Origin of the sequence: Neoaquamicrobium sediminum, assembly GCF_013240295.1 — a bacterium.
In the GTDB taxonomy this organism is placed as follows: domain Bacteria; phylum Pseudomonadota; class Alphaproteobacteria; order Rhizobiales; family Rhizobiaceae; genus Aerobium; species Aerobium sediminum.
The window spans coordinates 43,809-66,384 of the sequence record NZ_JABETK010000005.1; the positions used below are offsets into that span (position 1 = coordinate 43,809).

22 protein-coding genes and 2 pseudogenes are annotated in these 22,576 nt (G+C 62.4%); 14 read left to right on the plus strand and 10 right to left on the minus strand.

Going from position 1 to position 22,576, the window contains the following annotated elements:
- Positions 1-61 precede the first annotated feature (61 nt).
- Positions 62-1,303, plus strand: a complete 1,242-nt coding sequence (locus HK436_RS27875) for a site-specific integrase (protein WP_173194889.1) — start codon at positions 62-64, stop codon at positions 1,301-1,303.
- Between the two features lie 26 nt (positions 1,304-1,329).
- Here HK436_RS27875 and HK436_RS27880 read toward each other — a convergent pair whose 3' ends face one another.
- Genes HK436_RS27880 through HK436_RS27890 form a run of 3 tightly spaced genes read right to left on the minus strand, consistent with a single transcriptional unit; the run spans position 1,330 to position 3,544 of the window.
- Positions 1,330-1,899 carry an RES family NAD+ phosphorylase gene (locus HK436_RS27880; RefSeq protein ID WP_173194890.1) on the minus strand — a complete coding sequence of 190 codons (570 nt, stop codon included), beginning with the start codon at positions 1,897-1,899 and terminating at the stop codon, positions 1,330-1,332.
- An 8-nt stretch (positions 1,900-1,907) separates the two neighbouring features.
- A complete protein-coding gene (locus tag HK436_RS27885; protein ID WP_244649497.1) occupies positions 1,908-2,195 on the minus strand; it encodes an antitoxin Xre/MbcA/ParS toxin-binding domain-containing protein in 288 nt (95 codons plus the stop codon).
- 56 nt (positions 2,196-2,251) lie between these two features.
- Positions 2,252-3,544, minus strand: a complete 1,293-nt coding sequence (locus HK436_RS27890; protein ID WP_173194892.1) for a hypothetical protein — start codon at positions 3,542-3,544, stop codon at positions 2,252-2,254.
- Positions 3,545-3,711: 167 nt separating this feature from the next.
- On the opposite strand from HK436_RS27890, the gene HK436_RS27895 reads away from it, so the two are divergent.
- Positions 3,712-4,635: a recombinase family protein gene (locus HK436_RS27895; protein WP_173194893.1), complete on the plus strand. Its 924-nt coding sequence runs from the start codon at positions 3,712-3,714 to the stop codon at positions 4,633-4,635.
- Positions 4,636-4,820: 185 nt separating this feature from the next.
- Here HK436_RS27895 and HK436_RS27900 read toward each other — a convergent pair whose 3' ends face one another.
- From HK436_RS27900 to repA, 4 genes are all read right to left on the minus strand, one after another.
- The gene (locus HK436_RS27900) at positions 4,821-5,483 is read right to left on the minus strand and encodes a hypothetical protein (protein WP_119396910.1); all 663 of its coding nucleotides are present in this window, start codon (positions 5,481-5,483) and stop codon (positions 4,821-4,823) included.
- A 4-nt stretch (positions 5,484-5,487) separates the two neighbouring features.
- Entirely contained in the window at positions 5,488-6,825 is a 1,338-nt protein-coding gene (gene repC / locus HK436_RS27905; protein WP_173194894.1) for a plasmid replication protein RepC, read from the minus strand.
- Between the two features lie 165 nt (positions 6,826-6,990).
- The gene (repB, locus tag HK436_RS27910) at positions 6,991-8,001 is read right to left on the minus strand and encodes a plasmid partitioning protein RepB (protein WP_009452547.1); all 1,011 of its coding nucleotides are present in this window, start codon (positions 7,999-8,001) and stop codon (positions 6,991-6,993) included.
- A gap of 75 nt (positions 8,002-8,076) precedes the next feature.
- Positions 8,077-9,309: a plasmid partitioning protein RepA gene (gene repA, locus HK436_RS27915; RefSeq protein ID WP_009452546.1), complete on the minus strand. Its 1,233-nt coding sequence runs from the start codon at positions 9,307-9,309 to the stop codon at positions 8,077-8,079.
- A gap of 435 nt (positions 9,310-9,744) precedes the next feature.
- On the opposite strand from repA, the gene trbB reads away from it, so the two are divergent.
- From trbB to HK436_RS27975, 12 genes and pseudogenes are all read left to right on the plus strand, one after another.
- Positions 9,745-10,716, plus strand: a complete 972-nt coding sequence (trbB, locus tag HK436_RS27920) for a P-type conjugative transfer ATPase TrbB (RefSeq protein WP_173194895.1) — start codon at positions 9,745-9,747, stop codon at positions 10,714-10,716.
- Positions 10,706-11,083, plus strand: a complete 378-nt coding sequence (locus tag HK436_RS27925; protein WP_173194896.1) for a TrbC/VirB2 family protein — start codon at positions 10,706-10,708, stop codon at positions 11,081-11,083. The genes trbB and HK436_RS27925 overlap by 11 nt, the downstream gene beginning before the upstream one ends.
- The gene (locus HK436_RS27930) at positions 11,076-11,375 is read left to right on the plus strand and encodes a conjugal transfer protein TrbD (protein WP_173194897.1); all 300 of its coding nucleotides are present in this window, start codon (positions 11,076-11,078) and stop codon (positions 11,373-11,375) included. The genes HK436_RS27925 and HK436_RS27930 overlap by 8 nt, the downstream gene beginning before the upstream one ends.
- A gap of 5 nt (positions 11,376-11,380) precedes the next feature.
- Entirely contained in the window at positions 11,381-13,828 is a 2,448-nt protein-coding gene (locus HK436_RS27935; RefSeq protein ID WP_173194898.1) for a conjugal transfer protein TrbE, read from the plus strand.
- A complete protein-coding gene (gene trbJ, locus HK436_RS27940) occupies positions 13,800-14,600 on the plus strand; it encodes a P-type conjugative transfer protein TrbJ (protein ID WP_173194899.1) in 801 nt (266 codons plus the stop codon). Before HK436_RS27935 ends, trbJ begins: the two co-directional genes overlap by 29 nt.
- Positions 14,597-14,806, plus strand: a complete 210-nt coding sequence (locus HK436_RS27945; RefSeq protein ID WP_173194900.1) for a DUF2749 domain-containing protein — start codon at positions 14,597-14,599, stop codon at positions 14,804-14,806. Before trbJ ends, HK436_RS27945 begins: the two co-directional genes overlap by 4 nt.
- Before the next feature lie 42 nt (positions 14,807-14,848).
- Positions 14,849-15,951: pseudogene (gene trbL, locus HK436_RS27950) on the plus strand (P-type conjugative transfer protein TrbL); the annotation flags it as partial.
- Between the two features lie 8 nt (positions 15,952-15,959).
- A complete protein-coding gene (locus tag HK436_RS27955) occupies positions 15,960-16,622 on the plus strand; it encodes a conjugal transfer protein TrbF (protein ID WP_173194901.1) in 663 nt (220 codons plus the stop codon).
- A gap of 20 nt (positions 16,623-16,642) precedes the next feature.
- Positions 16,643-17,466 (plus strand): annotated as a pseudogene (gene trbG / locus HK436_RS27960) (P-type conjugative transfer protein TrbG).
- 3 nt (positions 17,467-17,469) lie between these two features.
- Entirely contained in the window at positions 17,470-17,937 is a 468-nt protein-coding gene (gene trbH / locus HK436_RS27965; RefSeq protein WP_173194902.1) for a conjugal transfer protein TrbH, read from the plus strand.
- Positions 17,934-19,235: an IncP-type conjugal transfer protein TrbI gene (trbI, locus tag HK436_RS27970; RefSeq protein WP_173194903.1), complete on the plus strand. Its 1,302-nt coding sequence runs from the start codon at positions 17,934-17,936 to the stop codon at positions 19,233-19,235. Before trbH ends, trbI begins: the two co-directional genes overlap by 4 nt.
- Before the next feature lie 80 nt (positions 19,236-19,315).
- Positions 19,316-20,020 carry an autoinducer binding domain-containing protein gene (locus tag HK436_RS27975; RefSeq protein WP_173194904.1) on the plus strand — a complete coding sequence of 235 codons (705 nt, stop codon included), beginning with the start codon at positions 19,316-19,318 and terminating at the stop codon, positions 20,018-20,020.
- Between the two features lie 15 nt (positions 20,021-20,035).
- Here HK436_RS27975 and HK436_RS27980 read toward each other — a convergent pair whose 3' ends face one another.
- The 3 genes from HK436_RS27980 to HK436_RS27990 all read right to left on the minus strand — a co-directional run bounded on the left by HK436_RS27980 (position 20,036) and on the right by HK436_RS27990 (position 22,155).
- Positions 20,036-20,374, minus strand: a complete 339-nt coding sequence (locus HK436_RS27980; RefSeq protein WP_173194905.1) for a transcriptional repressor TraM — start codon at positions 20,372-20,374, stop codon at positions 20,036-20,038.
- A gap of 285 nt (positions 20,375-20,659) precedes the next feature.
- Complete coding sequence (locus HK436_RS27985) at positions 20,660-21,322, minus strand: acyl-homoserine-lactone synthase (protein ID WP_173194906.1); 663 nt, start codon at positions 21,320-21,322, stop codon at positions 20,660-20,662.
- An 83-nt stretch (positions 21,323-21,405) separates the two neighbouring features.
- Positions 21,406-22,155, minus strand: coding sequence for a LuxR family transcriptional regulator (locus HK436_RS27990; protein ID WP_173194907.1), 750 nt, complete (start codon positions 22,153-22,155; stop codon positions 21,406-21,408).
- Between the last annotated feature and the right edge of the window lie 421 nt (positions 22,156-22,576).

The following is a 22,576-nucleotide window of genomic DNA, read 5'->3' on the forward strand; positions in this document are numbered from 1 at the left end:
TCTGTGTCGTATAATGCCCGATAATCTTGCATTATCGTTCGTTTTCGTCTTTATAGACAGAATGGCCCAAAACGTCGAGCAGAAGCCCGAAAATCGCCTCGTGCGACCCTCTGGAGCGTCCCATAGCCCGGGGGCGCGGGATGATGTTTCGGCCGCGCGGCCGTCGGCCGCCGAAGTCGCGCTGGAAGCCGACGACGACGGTCCGGACGGCGAGTTGCCTGACATCATCGACGTCGTCATGGAGATGGGTCGCGTGCCGGAAGAACCGCCGGCGGAAGCCCCCTCCCCTCTTCCGACCGTCGCCAATCCGCGCTTGCCGGCGCATCTCGACGCCCTGGCCGACCGCGCCCGCGACTATGTCGAGGCGGCGAGCTCGGCCAACACGCGGCGCGCCTACGCCTCGGACTGGAAGCAGTTTGCCAGTTGGTGTCGGCGCCAAGGCGTCGAGATGTTTCCACCCGATCCCCAAGTGGTCGGCCTCTACATCACAGCCTGCGCCTCGGGAAAGGCGACCGGCGACAAGAAGCCCAATTCCGTGTCGACGATCGAACGCCGGCTGTCCTCGCTGTCCTGGAATTATGCGCAGCGCGGCCAGCCGCTGGACAGAAAGGACCGGCACATCGCCACCGTGATGGCCGGCATCCGCAACACGCACGCCAAGCCGCCGGTGCAGAAGGAGGCGGTCCTACCCGAGGATCTCATCGCCATGCTGGAGGTGCTCGACCGCGGAACCTTACGCGGCATGCGCGACCGCGCCATGCTGCTTTTGGGCTTTGCCGGCGGGCTGCGCCGCTCCGAGGTCGTCGGCCTGGATTGTGGCCGCGACCAGACCGAGGATTCTTCCGGCTGGATCGAGATCCTCGACAAGGGCATGCTGCTGCGCCTGCGCGGCAAGACCGGCTGGCGCGAGGTCGAGATCGGCCGCGGCTCGTCCGACGCAACCTGCCCGATCGTGGCGCTGGAGACTTGGCTCAAGCTCGCACGCCTCGCTCACGGCCCGCTGTTTCGCCGGGTGACAGGGCAAGGCAAGAAAGTCGGCGCGAACCGGCTCAACGACCAGGAAGTCGCCCGCCTCGTCAAACGGACCGCGCTGGCCGCCGGCGTGCGCGGCGACCTGCCGGAAGGCGAGCGCGGAAAGCTCTTTGCCGGCCATTCGCTACGGTCCGGCCTCGCCTCCTCGGCCGAGGTCGACGAACGCTACGTCCAGAAGCAGTTGGGACATGCGTCGGCGGAGATGACCCGCAAATATCAGCGGCGGCGGGACCGGTTCCGGGTCAACCTCACAAAAGCGTCAGGGCTTTGAAGTCCCCTCCCCTGCCCCGGAGCAACTCAGGACGTGCGCTCTCGTTGCCTTCTTTCCGAGTCTCTTCGCTTCCTCCAGTCGTCCCAATCGACCGGCTCCGAGCTGATGATACTAAGATCCGCCGGCATAAAGTGCTCGGTAAAGAGGACGAGGTTCTGGCACGGCCATCGCGCGCTCGGCGCGAGAATGCCATCGAATCCGAGGAAAGCGGCCGCATCCCCAATCTCCTGCGTGCGCTGATAGGAGAGCGACCCATAGGTCTCCGGCGTTACTCCAAGCGCCTTCAACTCGACCAGGTTGGCTATCCGGAGCGTCCTTTGGGTGCGGACCGAAATCCGATGAAGGACCGACCGGATCTTTGACGGAAAGACAGGCTGGCGGCTCAGGTGAAAATGAATCTCTTCCAGCGAGCCTTCCCGCTCCAGCGAGGTGTAGAGCACATCGAACGAGCCCGGATCCCAGCGAGCCCCAGCCGGATAGCCAAGTAGTGGCTCTCGCTCCTCGCGCACAATGCGCCAGACCTCACCTTCGAACGACACCCCTTGATGGGTATCGAGCAGATCAAGCAGTTCGAGATCTCGCGCCCGCCTCTCCACGCACCGCCTCAGATGTAGGCGCCAGCGTCAAGGCGCTCGATCACTGCCAGCACTTCCTGCGTGCGGTCGGCATTGATGAGATCGATCGCCCGCTCGTTGTTGAGAAGCGGATGACGTGAGTGCAGCCAAAGCCGCGTTTCATCAGCGGTGTAAAAGTCGGAGAGCCGATCGACCACGTATCGCAGATCGGCGATGACCGTCTGGGTGCGCAGGTTTGGAGAACCATTACCATGCGACCATCGCGACACGGTGGCGGTCGACACATCGACAATGTTAGCGATGTCCTTGCCCTGCAAGCCTCCGCGAGACCGCAGGTCGTCTAGAATCCGTACTACAGCTGTGCTCATTGTCGTTACCTGCGTTGCGAAGTTGCGTTCGCACCCCTCCCCTGACGCCGCAGCGGAAACGTTGCTCTTGGCTGGCCGGCGATCGTGCCGTCCAAGGCTTCCAGAACCGCATGCATCTTTTCCAGCCGGTCGCTACTTCGCTGAAGCAGTTTGGACAAGCCCTCGTCTGACACTTTGAGCTTCGCGGCCGACCGCGCGACCCGCTCGGCCGCCGCCAGCTCCTTCTCAAGGAAATGCTGCGAGCGCCGCGCTTCCGGCACCGCCGACAGCTCTCGGATCTGACGAGCGCGTTGCCGCAGATAGTGCGCTTTCGGATCCTTCAATGTGTCGCTGAGGCCGTTCGGACAGCATGACCGATCATGACAGCTCAAAAGGGGCTTGGCTCCTTGAGCAGCCATCAACGCGTCGACCTGCTTCACGCTGAGCAGGCGATCCAGGCCGCCGATCAGAACCCGCTTCTCGCGTCCTCCGCCGCCAGTCTGAGGCGGCTTCGCCCAGTCACTGGCATCGAAGCGTTCCTTCTCGGCAACGCCATGACAAATTCCGCCGGCGGCGCCGAACGCCGCGATGGCGCCGCCCACAAGACCGCCGACTCCATCGGCCACGATAGGAACTTCCAGCCTGTGAAAGTCCATCATCGCGGCTATGTACCGCCGCAATCCCATCGGGGTGGCATCCGCGCCGAAGCCCGAGACCCGGAACCACAGATTGTCGAACGGCACGTTCTTCAACGCGGCTATGGACGCCCGTCGCTGAGCAGGATCGCGAAGGGATGCATTCTTGATCATGAGCGGGTAGTCGATGCCGATGTGCTTGCCGCCTTCCGCATCGAGCGCCCGTCGCAATCCAGCCGTGGCCTCGCAGTCGAGGGCAAACAGCGGGTCCGTCGAGCCCTCAAGTACATGCGCAGGCGCCTGGACGGCGTGAAAGCCCTGCTTCACCGCAAAGCGGGCTATTTGCCCAATGACGTCCCGGTTTGCATTCGCCCGTAGATCGTCCGGCGTCAGCACGCTCTCCGGATTTGCCCAAGGCGCAGATTTGGCCGCCCCACCAAATCGACCGATCGAAGAAAGCTCGGCGACATTCGTGTCGAGGATCAACTCTCCGCCAGCTTCGGTAAGCGCTGTCAGGAGATCATGTTGCCTCAACGCGGCCGACGCCTCCACCACGACCCGGTCGACCATCATCTTTCCCGAGCCCAATAGGGTTTCGAGCTGCCGGTGACCGCTGGTTCCCACGCGCAAGAAGTGGCCAACCGGTTTCGGCTGACCATGCAGGTAGACGACGTTCTGGTTCATCTTCGTGCTCCTGCTACTATTTACGTTTTGATTTCACAGATGTCAAGGTATGAAATCATTATGCAACCGGGAGCGATCTGGCCACTTAGATGCGCCTACATCCGATCGGTTATCCGTATCTTTCATGTTTGTAAATTCGGCTTCAACACGGCTCTCAGGCGCTCCAAATGACCAAAACACCGCGCAATCCCTCTTCCCGTCGGCCACAGGGCCGACTTATCGGCTATGCGCGCGTCTCCACGGACGAGCAGGCGACGGAAGCGCAGGAGATGGAACTGAGGTCGGCCGGATGCGATACAATCATCCAGGAGCATGGGTCCGGCGCCTCGCGGACCCGCCCTGCCCTCGCCCGGCTGGTCCGTGAGATCGGCGCCGGCGACACCCTCGTTGTGGTTCGGCTCGACCGCCTAGCGCGCTCGGTGAGCCACTTGCTCAATGTCATCGAGGAGTTGACGTCCAAAGGCGCCTATTTCCGCTCGCTGAGCGATCCCATCGATACCACGACGCCGCAGGGCATGTTTTCGCTGCAGGTCCTTGGCGCCGTCGCCCAGCTGGAACGGGCTCTCAACTCGGAGCGGACGAAGGCAGGCGTCAAAGCTGCGAAGGCAAATGGCCGGCTACCAGGCAACCCAGGGGTTCGGGAACGTCGGCCGGAGATGCTGGCCAAGATGACGGCTGCTCAGAAAGCGGCCTACGGCGCGCGCATCCAGTCCACTGCCAATCAATGGCTTCCAGTCGTCCGGCGCATGCGACCAGACCACACCTGGGACGACATTTCGCGCGTCCTCAAGCAACGCGGCTTCGATTGGACCCCTGAGCGCTTGCGGCGCGCGGTAAGATGGATGGTCAGCGAAGGAATGGCCGATAAGTCTCTCCTGAGAAAGTCGCCGCCTCGGCCGCCCGAGGACCGCCTGATGACGCTTGTAGCGGGTATCCATTCCTCCAACCCAGAGCTCACCTTGCGCGAAATCGCCAACCAGCTCGAGCGCCTTCATGAGCGCACACCGCGTGGCGGTACGAGATGGGCGCCCTCCTCCGTCAAAAACCTTCTCGACCGGGCAAAGCGAAGCGGCTTGCTCGAGGCAGCCTGAGCGCGGAAGCTGGGAATAACGTGGGAGCGGCGGCGCTGTACAGATCGCAGGGCCGACTTTCGGCAGCACACGCCAAACAAATCCGGAGAGCGCTGCCATGGAAACGATGACCGTCAACAGCCGGAAGGATTTCGCGCAATGGGCGATCGCGCGGGTCCAGGAGCGTCTGAAATTCTTGCAGCGATTTACCTCCGCCGCCCTGGACGGACCGGCTCGGGGCATAGCTTTTTCAGTTCGGACATCACCGACGCGACATCAACCGGACTGAGGTCCGTCATCGCGAAGAACTTGCGACCGAAGCCTCCGAACGAAGTTCCAATCGATTTGCCCTCCGACCTGTCTTTGATCACGAACCGGTCATGAAGGTCGCTCGACATGTAGTGGCGCACCGAGCGGCCTTCCTTCAAGGCACGAAGCACGGCTGGACGAACGGTCCGTTGATAGCTGTTGGTATAAAGGTCGACCCGAATTGCCGTCTTGGGAAACAATCGCACAAGGGCATCCGAATAGCTCTCAATGTCCGGAAACATTCCCGTTGGTTTGAAGTGCAGAAAATAGGGGTCGCACACGATCACCTCCTCGGCGCCCCTCAGCCAGTGCCGAAGATCGTCAAGGCCATCCCTTGCATCTTGAGCGCTCGCCTTGACAATCAGCTCGATTGGAACGCGCGGGGTGGGGTACGGCGACGTCGCTTCATCCATTTCTGCTCGAAGACACTCACAGTAGTGCAGCAGAGTGGCTTCAAACTCCCGGGACACCAAGAGGCTCGGACCGGGCTTTCCGCTTCTGATTTGAGCGATACAGGCCTCAAAAAGCCGCAATAGATCTCGTTTCAGGTCCGCGTCCATTGGATTACCCCCTGCCCCCGGACGGCTTTTTGAGTGAGCGAAGAAGCGCCTCACTAACTTCGAGCTTGCCGGGAGCACTGTCAGAAGCGTCAGACGTTGCTAGTTCGCCTCGGTCCCCGCTGAGTTCAGCACGTTTGCCGGCATCGAGCTTGGCGCGCAAAAGCGCCATGACCATCGGCCATGTGGAGAATTTGCCCTCCCTTGCCTTGTCCGTCAGGCTGCGCAGATAACCGCCGGCGCTGTTGATCTGATCGGAGCGCTGCAGGATTGCCGCGAGCGTAATAGCGGCCTGAACCTCGCCCATCGCCTCGCAGGCTTCCCGCCAGGCGCTCGGGCTGACCCCAAGCAGTGGCCGAGCCACCTCCGCGGCCGCCAGAAAGTCCCGCCAGTGGCGTATCTCGCCCCCTGGCACCAAATCCTTCACGTCCGGGCAGGCGTCAAGCACGATCCCCAAGGGCAACTCCCGCTTCGGCAAGCTCCGCAGGTTATCGTTTTCCGCGGCGCCGCCGCCCGCTTCATTCTCTTTTCGAGAGCCTTCTTCAGATTCAGATATGGAGTCTGGGTTTGAATTCTGTATGTGGCGACCAGAATGGGACTCATTGGCGTCCGGATTCTGTGTTTTTGCAAATGATTCCAACACCTCGAGGATCTCCGTGTAGAGACCGTGGAGATCGCAGCAGATGTCCTCGATTAGTTGCCTCGGGGCAGAGCGCGGCAGGCGGCCGACAATAGCCTGGTAGGTCTGCTGTACCCTGCCCCAATTGCCCGGAACGTTCTCCTCGATGCCGGTCTCAATGAGCTTGACGACGTCGCGGCGCAGTAACGTCAGGCGTTCCTTGGCAAGCCGAAAGGCATTCTTTTCGGCCCGAACCGCGTCCGCCAGTTCCTCGAACTCCTCCGCACGGGCAACGATCGGGGCCAGATCGAACCCGTAGGCCTGTTCGACCTGCCCGCCCCTGCCCTTGCGGGCGAAGCGTTTGCCGTTCGGACTATCGCGACGAATGATCAGCCCGCAGTCGACCAAAACGGCCAGGTGCCGCCGCAGCGTTGTCGCCGGCATGCCGTTTGCACGGGCCATGAGTTGCTCGTTCGACGGCCAGACAATCAATTCACCGTCGCCCGAGAGCTCCGTTTCTGGATGGAACGAGAGCAGGGCGTTCAGAATGGCGAGTGCGCGGTCCGTTGCACCGATCAGGTCGCGCGCTTCCCGGATCGTGTGGAACACCTGCCACTTTTGAACCTGCGCGCCTTCCGGCACGGTCTTTGCTACAGCCTGGCTTGCCATCATGCCAAGCGACATCGTTCGCCGCCCAAAGGGCGTCGTTGGGGTATGCGTCTGCATTTTTCTTCACCTATCGCTAGGCAAAAGAAACCTGCTCGCCGAATCGGCGCTCAAACCGACCTGAATGGTCTTGACTATGATTCGCGGAAGTGGGATTCTCTCAGTCGCCAAACTTAAAGAGAAGGTCTTCCGGAATGCCGTTTCGGGGGCCTTTTTCTTTTGCGCTCAATCTCCGTTTGTGGTTGCTCGTTTTTCCCGACGGAAAGCCTCATACAACTCGCTGAGATTTTCCGAGAGGTAGTCACCGAACGCTGTTGCGTCGGTCCCCTTCGCCTTTAGGGCGATGGTGAATTTCTTGCCACTGGCCACCATCTCCGCGGCAACACGCCCATCAGACGGCGCCCAGGTGCGTTTGGATGGTGCCGGCGCGGCACGGCGCCGTGGCTTTGAGGCTTTCAGCTTCGCGACGATCGCATCGAACCGCGCTTCGCTTGGCATCCCCTGAAAATCGGAATTCGACGCTAGAGCCAGGGCAGTGTCGACATTGCCCGGCTTGTCGAGGAGGAGTTTGAGCTCGTACCAGCGATCACGACCAACGGCTTTGGCGCGGCCGATCGCTTCGAGCAGGTCCTTGGGTATCGACGCGACAGAGAGCATCTTCGAAAGTGTCGGCCGATCGACACCGATCGCGGCGAGGGCGGTCGCGTTGTCTTCGTCGAATTTCCGTTGAACGATGTCGGCGGCAAACAGCGCTTTCTCGATGAAGGACGTGTTCGCTCGCGCGTTGTTTTCCTGTCCCTGGGCGATCACATGATCGCGCTCGGAGATCTCCTTGATGACAGCGCGAAGTTTGAGACCAAGCTCCTTAGCGGCGCGCCAGCGGAGGCGACCGAAGACCAGCATGTAGCGGCCGGACCGCTCGGGATGAGGGCGAAGGAGGGCCGGGGAGTTCTGACCGGAACTGCGGATCGACTCCAGCACCTGGGCGTAGTCGGCCTCGTAGTCTTCCTGATCAACGTTGAGCCGGTCGTTGGCGAAGGATTGGTCCACCAAGTCGGGGTCAACCTCGATTATCGTCTCGCCCTCGAGCAGCTTGCCTGCCTGAGCTGCCATTTCGTCGATCGAGCTTATGAGCGAGCGTGATGCACCCTTGAAGGCGTAGTCTCGCGCGACCGGGCGCTCGGCGGGAGCGTTGCCGTTGTCCATAATGCTCGCAAAGGGATTTTTCCGCGCCATTTGACTAGCACCCCCTTATCCGACTTATGCGCTTGAAACCGCGTACCTTTTTGGCGGTTTTGACGGCAGTCAACATCACAGCCGCCCCCATGCCTGGTGAATCAGTCCCTGAATCTCGAAGTTCACGGCATCCATGCTGTCGATTGCCCGATCGTAGGTATCCCGATTGAAGTTCGATCGCTCGACCTCATAGAGCGTCTGCTTGGTGAGGCCGGCGTCGGAAATCGCCGTGGATTTGAGCATTGGGTTCTTCAGGATCTCCTCGGCTAGCATCGACTGCATGAAGCCGACCATCTGCGCCTGGGGAATGTCCGTGGGCTCGTATCGGGTGATGAGATAGCGCAGCCAGTCCAGCTGAACCTGCGCGCCAGCATTCTTGATCGACTTCATGATATTGCCCAGCATCAGCAGAAACTGACTCATGGACATCAGGTCCAGCATCTGCGGATGGACTGTAATCAGAACCGAGGTGGCGGCCGAGAGTGCTGAGAGCGTCAGATAGCCAAGCTGCGGAGGGCAATCGACGACCACGACGTCATAACGGTCACTGACCGAATCCAACGCCTTGGCGACCCTCGTGAAGAACCGCTTTCCTTCTTGAGACGGAGACTGCATCGCAAGTGGCGTCTCGTACTCATATTCCTGCAGTTCTAGGTTCGCCGGGATGATGTCGAGCAACGGGAAGTTCGTCTTGCGAATAACGTCTTCGACCGGGGCGGCGTCACCATATCGGATCGCATCGTAGAGCGAGGGGTTTTTGTCGAGCTCGGGCTGGAAGCCATGGAGGGCCGATAGCGAAGCCTGCGGATCAAGATCCACAGTCAGGACCCTGTGACCCGTGAGCGCAAGGTGCTGCGCGAGATGTGCCGTAGTGGTGGTTTTTCCCGACCCGCCCTTGAAATTGACCACGGCAATGACCTGCAGCTTTTCGCCGGGTTTGCGGTAGGGCACATACTTCTTGGAATCCGATCGCCCGTGCTTATCCAGATAGTCCCGCAGCTCGGTCATCTGCTCGGCGGAGTAAAAGCGCCGTCCACCGGCAACGACGAACGGCTCGGGGCCTTTCTTTTCAAGATGGAGGCGTTTCAGATTGTTTGGACTGATCCCGAGATAATGGGCGACCTCGGCCATCGAGAACCGCCGAAGCGTCTTCTGCCCTTCGGTCGGAAACTTCTCGACCCTCAGTTGGTCGAGCTTGCGCGAGATCTCGGCCCCTTGGGCGAGGATCTTGTCGTCAAACTCAAAACTTGGGAGAAATGCCATCTCCGCTTTGTCCCCGAACGAGAAAATAGCGCCATATTCGGCCATTCGGCCAATCTGGCGCCAGTATGAGCGATTCCCGTTCTCTGGCAAGCGATTTTAGGTTAACAGAAGGTTGCCAGAAGCGTGATCGAGATCGGCGGCGGCCGTGACCTTGGCGGCCTTTTTCCTTTTCTCTCAGTCACTTACCAACATTGCCCGATGATACCTGGAGCAAATTCTGGCCCGGCAGAATTGCCGGGGCCGAGCCCGGCCGTTGGGCCCGGGAAAAGCAAATATCCTCCAATCCGCCGTCCGGAACCCGACTCACCCCCGTCCGAACCCGGCAATTCTGCCGGGCTGACGGAAGGCAGTTATCCATGATCGATAGGCCCGTCGATCGCATTTGTAGGACGGAAACATGCCATGGAGACGAGAGCGGTGTAGAGCCGCTCGATACGAGAGATCTGCGTCTAGCGAGGTCCAGTTTGTGGAAGTTGCCGAATGAGCCGGGCGCGATCGCACGATCGGCTCGTGCGCAAACTCCAGGACGCGCTCGGTGAGGCGATCTGCGGGGCACTCAAGGATCCGCTGGTAGTCGAAATCATGCTCAATCCCGACGGCCGGCTGTTTGTGGAACGGCTCGGGCAGGGGGTCGAGCCCATTGGCGAGCTCGCGCCCGGCGCCGCCGAGATTATCATCGGCAGCGTTGCCCATGCTCTGCAGACTGAAGTGGATGCAAGCCAGCCGATCATCTCGGGCGAACTCCCGATCGGTGGGCACCGCTTCGAGGGCCTACTCCCACCGATTGTCGCCGCACCTACGTTCACGATCCGACGGCGGGCATCCCGGCTCATCCCGCTCGAGGAATATGTGCGAGCCGGGATCATGACCCACCGTCAAGCAACCGTGCTGCGGAGCGCTGTTGCTTCGCGCATGAACATTGTGATCAGCGGCGGCACTGGGTCGGGCAAGACGACTTTGGCCAACGCCGTGATTGCGGAGATTGTCTCGCTGTCACCCGACGACCGCCTGGTCATCCTCGAGGACACCTCGGAAATCCAGTGCGCAGCCGACAACGCCGTTGCCCTTCATACCAGCGACACAGTGGACATGGCCCGGCTGTTGAAGAGCACGATGCGGCTGAGGCCGGACCGGATCATCGTCGGCGAAGTCCGCGACGGTGCCGCGCTCACCCTGCTCAAGGCATGGAATACCGGCCACCCGGGCGGTGTGACGACCATTCACGCCGACAGCGCCGTCTCCGCGCTCCGCCGCCTCGAGCAATTGACCGCGGAGGTCAGCCAGCAGCCGATGCGTGAGGTGATCGGCCAAGCCGTCGACCTCGTCGTCTCGATCGAACGTGCCGGCCACGGCCGGCGCGTGCGTGATGTCATGCATGTCACGGGCTTCGACGGCGCGCGCTACGCGACCGATCACCATCCCCAGATTGATGAGGAAAGTCATGCCGCATAACAACCGCGCTCTGGCCGCCATCCCGGTCGCGGCAACGCTCTTCTTTCTCGCACTCGCGACGCCGGCGCTCGCCTCAAGTGGTGGCGGTCTGCCCTGGGAAGGGCCGCTTCAACAGATACAGCAGTCCATCACCGGCCCGGTTGCGGGCTTCATCGCGCTGGCCGCCGTTGCAGTCGCAGGCGGCATGCTGATCTTTGGCGGCGAATTGAACGATTTCGCGCGCAGGCTGATGTATGTCGTGCTGGTCGCCGGCATCCTCCTCGGCGCCACGCAGATCGTCGGCCTATTCGGCGCGAGCGGCGCCTCGATCGGCTATCCGGCCCACGAGGCGTCGCGGGCCAGGGCAGGGGAGGGGAGCGATGGCTGAGCCAAGCGTTGCTCTCGCACGATCCCGCATTCATCGGGCGCTTTCGCGCCCGAACCATTTGATGGGGGCCGATCGGGAGCTGGTGTTGCTGACCGGCCTTGCCGCCGTGATCCTGATCTTCGTGGTCCTGACGTGGTTTTCGGTGCTGCTCGGGATCGCCATCTGGGCTGCGGTGCTGGCGGCGCTTCGCATGATGGCCAAAGCCGATCCGATGATGCGGCAGGTCTATCTGCGCCATATCGGCTATCGAGCAGGCTACCGTCCGACCGCCTCACCGTGGCGGAGGCCCTGACTGGAATGGTCGCGCTTCGTCAGTTCCGCAACACCCGGCCGTCCTTCTCCGACCTTCTGCCCTATGCGGGCCTGGTCGACGACGGCGTGATCCTGCTCAAGGATGGGTCGGTCATGGCCGGCTGGTATTTTGCCGGCCCGGATTCGGAGAGCTCGACCAACTTCGAGCGCAACGAGGTGTCGCGGCAGATCAACACGATCCTGTCCCGGCTCGGCTCGGGCTGGATGATCCAGGTCGAGGCAGTGCGCATCCCCACCGTTGCCTATCCCGAACGCGAGGACTGCCATTTCCCTGACCCGGTGACACGTGCGATCGATGACGAACGGCGGGCGCATTTCGAGGCCGAGAGCGGGCATTACGAGAGTCAGCACGCCATCATTCTCACCTACCGGCCACCCGAGCGGCGCCGGTCGGGCCTCGCACGCTATGTCTATTCCGATAGTGAGAGCCGCTCGGAGACCTATGCCGATGTGGTCCTGGACACCTTCCGCACATCCATCCGCGAGTTCGAACAGTATCTGGCCAATGTGCTTTCGATCCGGCGCATGGTTACCCGCACGGTCGCCGACCCTGAATCCGGTCGCGAAGCCCGGTACGACGAACTCTTCCAGTTCATCCGGTTCTGCATCGTGGGCGAAAGCCATCCGGTGCGCCTGCCGGCGATCCCGATGTATCTCGACTGGCTGGCGACGGCCGAGTTTCACCACGGCCTGTCGCCGGTGGTCGACGGACGGTATCTTGCCGTCGTCGCGATCGACGGGTTTCCGGCCGAGAGCTGGCCGGGGATTCTCAATTCGCTCGACCTGATGCCGCTCACTTACCGGTGGTCGAGCCGCTTCATCTTCCTCGACGACCAGGAAGCGCGTGCAAAACTCGAACGCACGCGCAAGAAATGGCAGCAGAAGGTGCGGCCGTTCTTCGACCAGCTTTTTCAGACCCAGAGCCGTGCGGTCGACCAGGACGCCATGACGATGGTCGCCGAGGCCGAGGACGCCATTGCCGAGGCCTCATCCCAGCTCGTCGCCTTTGGTTACTACACACCGGTGATCGTGCTCTTCGATAGTAACGATACGCGGCTGCGCGACCAGGCCGAGGCGGTGCGCCGGCTCGTCCAGGCCGAAGGGTTCGGCGCGCGCATCGAGACGCTCAACGCGACCGAAGCCTATCTCGGCAGCCTGCCGGGCAACAGCTACGCTAATGTCCGCGAACCGCTCGTCAATACGCGCAACCTCGCCGACCTCATTCCGCTCAATTCCGTGTGGTCGGGAAGCGCTGCCGCGCCTTGCCCCTACTATCCGCCCGGCTCGCCGCCCCTGATGCAGGTTGCGTCAGGTTCGACGCCCTTCCGGCTGAACCTCCATGTCGACGATGTCGGACATACGCTCGTGTTCGGTCCGACCGGCTCGGGCAAGTCGACGCTGCTCGCCCTGATCGCGGCTCAGTTTCGCCGCTATGAGAACGCGCAGATCTTTGCCTTCGACAAGGGCCGGTCGCTGCTCCCGCTCACGATCGCTGCCGACGGCGATCATTACGAGGTCGGCGCAGGGGAGGGGACTTCTCTGTCGTTCTGCCCGCTGGCCGAGTTGTCGACCGAGGGAGATCGGGCCTGGGCAAGCGAATGGATCGAGACGCTGATCGCCATGCAAGGTGTTGCGATCACACCCGATCATCGCAATGCGATCTCCCGCCAGGTCGGTCTCATGGCGTCGGCGCGAGGCCGCTCGCTCTCGGATTTCGTGAGCGGGGTGCAGATGCGCGAAATCAAGGACGCGCTCCACCACTACACCGTCGACGGGCCGATGGGACAACTCCTCGACGCCGAGGAGGACGGGCTCGCGCTCGGCGCGTTCCAGACCTTCGAAATCGAGGAGCTGATGAACATGGGCGAGCGCAATCTCGTGCCCGTGCTGCTTTATCTTTTCCGCAGGATCGAAAAACGCCTGACGGGCGCGCCCAGTCTCATCGTTCTCGACGAAGCCTGGCTGATGCTCGGCCATCCCACCTTCAGGGATAAGATCAGGGAGTGGCTGAAGGTCCTGCGGAAAGCGAACTGCGCCGTTCTGCTTGCCACACAGTCGATCTCGGACGCGGAACGCTCGGGCATCATCGACGCGCTCAAGGAAAGCTGCCCGACCAAGATCTGTCTGCCGAACGGCGCCGCGCGCGAACCGGGCACGCGCGACTTCTATGAGCGCATCGGCTTTAACGAGCGCCAGATCGAGATCGTCGCGACCGCGACGCCGAAGCGCGAATACTACGTCGCAAGCCCCGAGGGCAGACGGCTATTCGACATGGCGCTTGGCCCGGTCGCGCTCGCCTTCGCAGGCGCCTCGGGCAAGGAAGACCTCAAACGCATCGATCAGTTGCACAAGGATTATGGTCCGGACTGGCCGGCTGCGTGGCTTATGGAAAGGGGGATCAGCAATGCCGAAGCCATTCTTACACGCGATTAGGATCACGGCCGCCTCGGTGATGAGCGCGTGCCTGGTTCTCCCAGGCTCGGCTCATGCCGGTGCGGTCACCGGGAACGCAACCGAGTGGACGCAGCTCCTCAACAACGCGGAGCTGGTGGGGCTCACGGGCCAGTCGGCCGAGCAGATCCAGAACCAGATCACTCAGATCACGCAACTCTCCGAGCAAATCCAGAATCAAATCCGGATCTACGAGAACATGCTGCAGAACACGTTGCAGCTGCCCGATCACGTCTGGGGTCAGGTCGAAAGCGACCTCATGGCGCTCCAGAACCTCGTCAACCAGGGCGAGGGCATCGCCTTTGCGATGGGCAATATCGACGACGTTCTCAAGCAACGCTTCGAGAGTTTCGCCGAGTTCGAGACGGGGCTCGCCAATGGCGAGGATTTCTCCTCGAGCTATCAGTCGTGGTCGGACACCAACCGCGAGACGATTTCGGCGACGTTGCGGGCGGCCGGACTGACGGCCGATCAGTTCGCCAGTGAAGAGGCGACGATGAGCCAGCTTCGCTCGATGTCGCAGAGCTCCGTCGGTCAGATGCAGGCGCTGCAGGTCGGCCATCAGATCGCCGCGCAACAGGTGGCACAGACACAGAAGCTGCGCGGTCTCGTCTCGCAGCAGATCACGATGATGGCGACCTGGCACCAGTCCGAACAGGCCGCAAAGGATCTCGCGCAGACGCGCCGCGAGGACTTTTTCAACTCGAACGCACCGTCGACATCGGGCGGCCAGGTCATGGAGCCGCGCTGGTGACGAGAACACTTATTATCATGGCGGCAGCCACTGTCATTGTCGGGATCGCTGTTGCGGTCTGGGTCGTCCCGAACCTTGGCGGGGAACCGGATGGCGCGCGCAGAGTCCTCGACACACCGACTGAGTATGACACCACCGCCGGGCAGGAGATGCGGCCGCGCTGGGGCAACGGAGAGGGGCAGGGCGATGAGGCCCCCGACAACTAAGCTCGCCATTGCCGCCAGCCTCGGCGTCCTGTTTTTCTCCAGCCCGCCCTCGCACAGGATGGCTCGCTTCTCACGACGCTGGAAAACGAGGTCGCGGACGCCGCGCAGGGCTGGGAGACGACCGTCATGCAGGCGGCGCGCTCGCTGTTCTGGATCCTTGCCGGCATCGAAGTTGGCATTGCGGCTGTCTGGCTGGCGCTCGGCGCCGCGTCGCTCGACACGTGGTTCGCCGAGTTGGTGCGGCGCATCATGTTCATAGGCCTGTTCGTCTTCATCCTCGAGCAGGGGCCGGACTTCGCACGCGCAATGGTCGACAGCCTCTTCCAGATCGGCGCAGGGGGCGGCTCGGCATCGCCAGCGAACGTCTTCAACGCCGGCCTGCAGGTCGCGAGCCAGATGTCGGAGAAGGCGCAGTTCGGGCTGTTCGAGGACAATGCGCTCGCGATCGCGGCGGTGTTCGCCATGGTGATCGTCGTCATCGCCTTCAGCCTGGTGGCCGCGATTTTCGTGGCCGTCATGGCCGAGATGTATGTCGGCCTGCTTGCCGGCATGATCATGCTGGGTCTCGGCGGCTCGAGCTTCACCAAGGACTTCGCCGTCCGGTATCTCGTCTATGCGTTCTCGGTCGGCATGAAGCTGATGGCGCTGGTGATGATCGCGCGCATCGGTTCTGAAGTCCTCATCGATCTCGCCAACTCCCCTCTGGCGCCGACGAGTTTCTGTCCACCCTGGCCATCGGCGGCATTTCCGTCGTGGTGTTCGTCATCGCCATGTATGTGCCCAACATCGTCCAGGGCGTCGTGCAGGGGGTATCGGTGACCGGCGGCATGGAGACGATCCGTCACGGCGGCCAGGCCGCAACCATGGCCGCCGGCAGCGCCGCGCTGGCCTGGGGCGGGGCGAGGGCAGGGGCCTCGGCCTATTCCGATGCACGGGCGGCCGGCAGTTCGTTCGGGGCGGCCGCACTCAAGGGCATGACCAGCGGCGCGAGCGCTGCCGGCTCCGCGCTCGCTTCGGCCGGCCGGGACAAGGCAATCGGCGTTCCGGGCACCTGGGGCGCATCCACACTCGGCCTTGCCAATTCCAAGCTCGACCAGAGCCAGGGCCGCCCCACCACCAGAAAATCAGCAGACGACAAGGCGTGACGTAGACCATGGCCGCAAAGAGCCCACCGGAAAATCCCTACCTTGCCGCACGCCAGGAATGGAACGAGCGTTACGGGTCATATGTGAAAGCCGCCGCTTCGTGGCGCATCGTCGGCGTGACCGGGATGCTGATGGCGGTGATCGGCTTCTCCTATGCGCTCTATCAGAGCACGCAGGTGCAGCTGGTCCCCTATATCGTGGAAGTCGATCGGCTCGGCACGGCCGCGAGCGCCGGCTTCCCGCAACAGATCGAATATGCCGACCCGCGCGTGGTGCGTGCCACGCTCGGCAGCTTCGTCAGCAATTTCCGTTCGGTCACGCCCGATGCCGTGGTGCAGAAGCAATATGTCGACCGCACCTATGCCCATTTGCGCACGTCCGATCCGGCGACCGAGAAGGTCAACGCCTGGTTCCGAGGCAACTCTCCGTTCGAGCGCGCCCGCACGATGACGGTTGCTGTCGAGGTCACGAACATCGTGCCGCTCTCCAACCAGAGCTACCAGGTCGACTGGACGGAATATGAGCGCGACCGGCAGGGCAGGGAGCAGGACGTAAAGCGGTTTCGGGGCGTCGCCACGGTCACATTGACACCGCCCCAGGACGAGGCGGTCATCCGCCTCAACCCGATCGGCCTTTACCTCAAAGATTTCGACTGGACGGCGCAGCTGTGAGTGCCCGGAGGATCCCTTTCATGAATTTTTCCAAATTCCGGAGCGCAGCATTTTGCACCGGACTTGTTCTCTCGACGATTGCAGCGCCGGCCCTGGCGCAGCCCCTGAGTGTCAACGAGCAGCGCGGCACGAGCATTTCCGGCCAGTGGCAGCAAGGGCAGGGGGCGTGACGCGCGGCCCCGACGGTAAGGTCATCTTCCTCTTCGGCCAGGTTCAGCCATCGGTGGTCTGCTCGCCGCTTCAGGTGTGCGACATCGAACTCCAGCCGGGCGAGATCGTGCGCGACGTGCTGCTTGGCGACACCGTGCGCTGGAAGGTCGAGCCGGCGACGTCGGGTGCGCCGGGCGGCCAGGCGGTGCATCTGATCGTCAAGCCTTCGGAAACCGGCCTCGTCACCTCAATGGTGGTGACAACCTCGCGGCGCACCTACCACATCCAGCTCAAGTCCCATCACTCGAACTATATGGCGCGGGTCGGGTTCGACTATCCCGAAGACGTCAATGCGCGCTTCGCCGAGATTGCCTCGCGCATGGAGGCGAGCATCGTGCCCGGCGCCGGCGTGCCGGCGGAGCAGCTCAATTTCTCGTTTCGTGTGAGCGGAACGGCGAGATGGCGGCCGACCCGCATCTACAGCGACGGCCAGAAAACCTACATCCAGTTCCCCTCGTCGCTGTCGGGCCAGGATGCGCCGGTGCTGTTCGTGGTTTCCGGCGGCGAGAACCGGATCGTCAACTACCGCATGAACGGCACCATGATGGTGGTCGACTATTACATCGACAGAGCGATCCTCGTCTCGGGCGTCGGACGCTCTCAGGAGAAAATCACGATCAGGCGGGGAGGGTAGGGAATGCACCGCTCGATTTTCCAACCTCGCCTGGTGGTTTTCGTGCTGTGCGCCGCACTGCTGGCCGGGTGCCAGACACTGGGCGGTGCGGGTCTGGTCACGAGTTCGGCAACCGCGCAGCTCACCCCGGAGGCGGCGTCCGCGATCGCTGGGGATATGATCGGGCGGTTTGCCGAGCAGGTCGGTCCAGGCACGACGACGATCCAGCTTGAGCCGGACGGCTCCATATTCGGCGAGGCGCTGGAGTCTTCGCTCAGGGAATGGGGCTATGCCGTCGCCACGGACCAGGCGACGGAGGAGGCGACTACCGTTGCCCTCGCCTATGTCGTGGACACGTTCGAGGGCAGCATCCTGGTCCGGTTGTCGACTCACGCGCTCGACCTCACACGCATGTACCAGATGGGCGGGGAGGGGGCGACGCCGATCTCGCCGCTGTCGATGATGCAGCGCGATGGAAGGGAGCCGTCATGACCGAGAGTCTCAGGCTCGGCGGCTCCGATCTCGCTGGCGGGCCGAGAATCCGGCGCCTCAATCGCCTGCCGATCGTCGTCGCGATTGTGCTGGTGGTGCTTTTCCTTGCCGTGATCTTCTATGGGCTGTCCTCGCGCGGTCTTCGCCTGGGCGATGACAATGCAGCGTTCACACCTGGCTCCCGTCCGGCCTCGACCCATGCCGACCAGCTCAAGGAGGGCGTGCCGGACGGCATCATCGGCGAACCGGTGCAACCGCAGCCGCTACCGATTCCCGTCGAGCCGGCGGAGCCGGAGGAAAACCCGTTCATGCCGGAGCCACCGGATGCCCCCACGGCCGAACAGCAACGGACGGCTCTGGAGCCGGAAGAGGCATGGCGCGCCCGCCTCGAACGAGAGCAAGAAGAACAGCTCATGCGCGAGCTGCACCGTCAGCGCATGGCGCGCTATCAAGCCAATGACGCGGCGTTCGATTCCCCGATAGCCGTTTCGCTAGGCGACCTTTCGGCTGTGACGAACGACGGCACGACCGCGGCGCCTGGCCAACCGCAATCGTCGACAACGCGGCCGCAGACCGCGCTCGATCTCTACGCCGCCGCCATGGAGGCGGGCGTTGGTGGCGCCGCGGACGCGAACGGGCAGGCGGCCAAGGAGCGCTTCTTCAATCAGGACATCCGGGATCTGGGATACCTTCCCAATCCGGTCATCGGGCAGATCTCGCCCTATGAGCTCAAGCGCGGGTCGGTGATCCCGGCAACGCTCATCACGGGTATCAACTCGGACCTTCCCGGGCGGATCACGGCTCAGGTCTCGCAGAATGTCTATGACAGCGCGACGGGCCGGCACCTTCTCATCCCGCAGGGATCGAAACTCTTCGGCCGCTACGATTCCGAGGTCACATTCGGGCAGGACGGCGTGCTCGTCATCTGGACCGACCTCATCTTTCCGAACGGATCGACACTGCAGATCGGCGGGATGGCGGGGACCGATTCAGCTGGCTATGGCGGATTCCGGGACCAGGTGGACAACCACTATTTGCGCACGTTCGGCTCGGCGATCCTCGTCGCTCTTATCGGCGCCGGGACCGAAATGATGCTGCCGCAGGATCGCAACAGCTTCGGCACGGCCAACAGTGCCGAGGACGCCGCCAGGCGCTCCTTCGCCGAAACCTTCGGGCAGATCTCCGAGCAGACGGTCTCGCGCAACCTCAACGTCCAGCCGACACTGGAGATCCGCCCGGGTTACCGGTTCAACGTCCTGGTCGACCAGGACATCGTCTTCCCCGGGTCCTATCGGTAGCGATGACCCATTTCGTTTTTAACGCTCCGTGCAGAAGGGTCGCCTTCTGTCGCGGGGCTTGCCATTGGACCCGCCCACCATTGAACGCCAATCTGCTCAAACTCATCGACAGGCTTTCGCTGCCGCTTGACGAGCGTGCAGCCCGCCGTTCGTTGCGAGACTTCGCGGACGATACCGGGTTCGACTTCTACGCCTACCTCTACCTTCGCGGACCGGAGAGCTTCGCCGTCTCCAACTATCCGCGCGCCTGGCAGGAGCTCTATGTGCAACGGGAGTTCATCCGGGTCGATCCGGTCGTGACCAAAGCAAAGCACGGACCGCCGCTGTTTTCGTGGTCGGCCGGTGAGGCGAGGCGCAATGGTCGGCGGGATGTAATCAAGTTCTTCGTCGAGGCCGACCGGTTCGGCATCAGGTCCGGGATCTCGATCTCGATTCCCGTAGGATTCAGGGACCGCATGGTGTTCACGCTCGCGAGCGGGAGGCCTGTATCGAAGCTGAGCGAGGACATCGATCCGGTCACCGCGGCGGTTTCGGTCGCCTTTGTGCACTCCCGGCTGGGAGGCGCAAGCGGCGACGCATCGCTTGCCTCCGGCATTCGCTTGTCGCCGCGCGAGGCAGAGTGCCTGCGCTGGTTCGCAGAGGGGATGTCGATGGCCGACATCGCACTCATGCTGGACATCTCGTATCGCTCGGTGCGGTCCTATATCGACGAGGCGACAAACAAGCTCGGGGCAGCGAATAATCGGCAGGCAGGCACGATCGCCACACGCATCGGACTGATCTAATTCCGATAGTCCCAGCTAATTGAGCACGGGGCGTTGTCCATCGACCTCGGGCACGAACCCGAGGCGCTCGACGACCAGGCTCACGACCTGATGCTGCGCATGAAGGTTGAGCATGGCGATCCGGTAGTCGTGCCTCAGTTGCCCCAGATGCTCGTCTCTCGAACCAGCGGCGTCAAGCTGGCTGACCTCCTCGAACAGCTCCTGGGCCTTCTGCAACCGGCTCCTGTTCTCCCGAATGACCGCGACGGCCACCTGTGCCAGCTCTTTCTCACTCAGCTCGGCCAGGAGGGCGTTGATGACACTGGATGTCGCAGCCTGGCCGGGTCCGATGTCGACGTCTGGTTTTGTTCGCATTCAATCCCTGCGGCTTGGTTCGCGGTGCGCCCCCGCAAACTATAAAGACCATGACCCCAAGCCGGGGGTTAGAAAACCGCCACAGACGGTCCCTGCGACCTTTAGCACGAGTGCCTGGACATGCGTCGCAGGCCCCGGCCGTGGCCAGAGGATCCTTGGTGTCGCATCAGCCGACACCTGCTCTGTGGTGGGGTTTCTAAGCCCCAAGGCAGCGCGTACCGCCTCAGGGCCCTTATAGGACATGGTTATCGTCCAGACCAGATAACCATGTGACAAAAGCGATGGTCAATCAGACGATGCGGGGGCCGGGGTCTGCCGCGGATCCACAGGGGCCAGAACCGGCGCAAGAAGCCTGCCGGCTTCCCCCAGACGCTCTCGCATGGCGTCTGACATGTCGAATATGCCGGCATAGGTCATCGTCCTGCCGATGCGGGTCGGGGCTCCGATCACCTCGAAGGCGCAATCGATGGTGCGAAAGATTCGCGCCATTCGCGCGTCGAAGACCGACACGACGTGCTCGATGCCGGCGCGCTGGCAGACTTCAACGATGCCGCACAGAAGCTCGATTGTCGTGCGATTGACCACGTGGTTCGCTTCAGCGCGCTCGTACGCGTTGAACGCGGCAGGGTTCACCGCGAACCGGGAACTCTCCCAGATGAGGGGGCTCGCCGGGGCACCGCCTGGCACAAGAACCGGGAAGACGTCACGCAACATGTTTGGCCCGGTGGTCGGTAGCAACCGCACCGCTCCTTGGAGCGCTCCGGTCCGGTCGTCGAGCGAAAGCAGGTAGAGGGGATCTTCTGCGTCGAAACGGTCGACCTCCCTCCCATTGGTGACGGAGACGTCCCATTCGAGCCGGTCGGCGAACACTGCCGCCCGCATCCGAAACATCTCATCGATTAAGGCGGGGTGACGGTCGCGCTCCGCACCTTCGACGATTGTGATCATGGTGTTGCTCCTTGCGTTTGTTGAAAACGCTGAAGCAACTAGACCCCATTAGAAGGCCCCGGAATCCGGTGTATCTGCCGGATTTACGGAAGCTGAGTGAGTAGACCAACCTTGCCGGCTTTGTTCACCGCATGGGTGTTGTTGGCGGCACCAAGCTTGTGGCGGGCGCTCTCAAGATAGCAGCGCACGGTGTGCTCCGACAGGCCGAGGATAACGGCGGTCTCCCACGCCGTCTTTCCCTCGGCTACCCACAACAGGCACTCTCGCTCGCGCGGGGACAGCCTGGCCTGCTCCACGGTCTTCCCCTCCAACCGCAGAATCGCCTGGTGCATATGAAGCGCCAGCATTTGGAAGTCTCGCATGTAGTGGAGTCGGAGGTACCGCCAGTCGCGATCGCTGGCGTCGCTCGTGATCGAGACCAGCGCTCTATCACCGTGCTGGCCGTGGACGGGCAGGGAGATGCCACGACGGCCGAGGCCGAACTCCTTTGCCTCCCCAAACAGGCGGCGAACGTCCTCGTCTGCCCGATCGAGCTCGTCCCAGTCGATGGGCAGCATACGGCGCATACCGATCTGCACGGTCGGATCGATATCGACGAAGCGCTGGGCCTTGTAGTGATCAACCCATTCGTTCGAATAGGTCACTGCGAGATAGGGGGATTGTCCAGGCTGTGCAGTCACTCCAGAGCCCAGATAGGCCACCGTCTTCAGCCCATAGATGTCGAGCAGCCTACCCAAGAGTTCGGGAATCCCAGTCGCGTCGGTTAGCTCTCCAAGCTTTTCGAGCAGTTCGAACAGTTCCAGATCATCGGAATTTCGATCTCGTCGGTTCATGCTCAACGCCTTTTCTGCTGTGCTGTAGTGCGTACGACCGCTGATCGTCGATCAGGGAAGACCGGACCAGGCGACATTCCTGCCCGGTGATGAATTCTATGCGGGGCCCACGGCCAGCCGCCGTTCGGGCGGCCGATCCGCTCGCGTTCCGGTGGCCGCCGGCCGCCTTCCATCGTCGGTCACATTCAAGACCTGGCGCACGCCCCGACGACATGGCGCCGAGCTTTGCCGTGCAGGTCGCCAACATCATGACGCTCGGGTTGTTATGGTGGCGGCTCTAGATCGGCGCGTCGAGGAGACGTACTTTGGGTTGAATAGGTTGGTAATTGGGCCGAATAAAGATGACTTTTCCCATCATCTTTTAGAGGCACAATGACTGCAGAAAATCAAGGAATATGCGTAATCAGATCCGAGGCCTTCG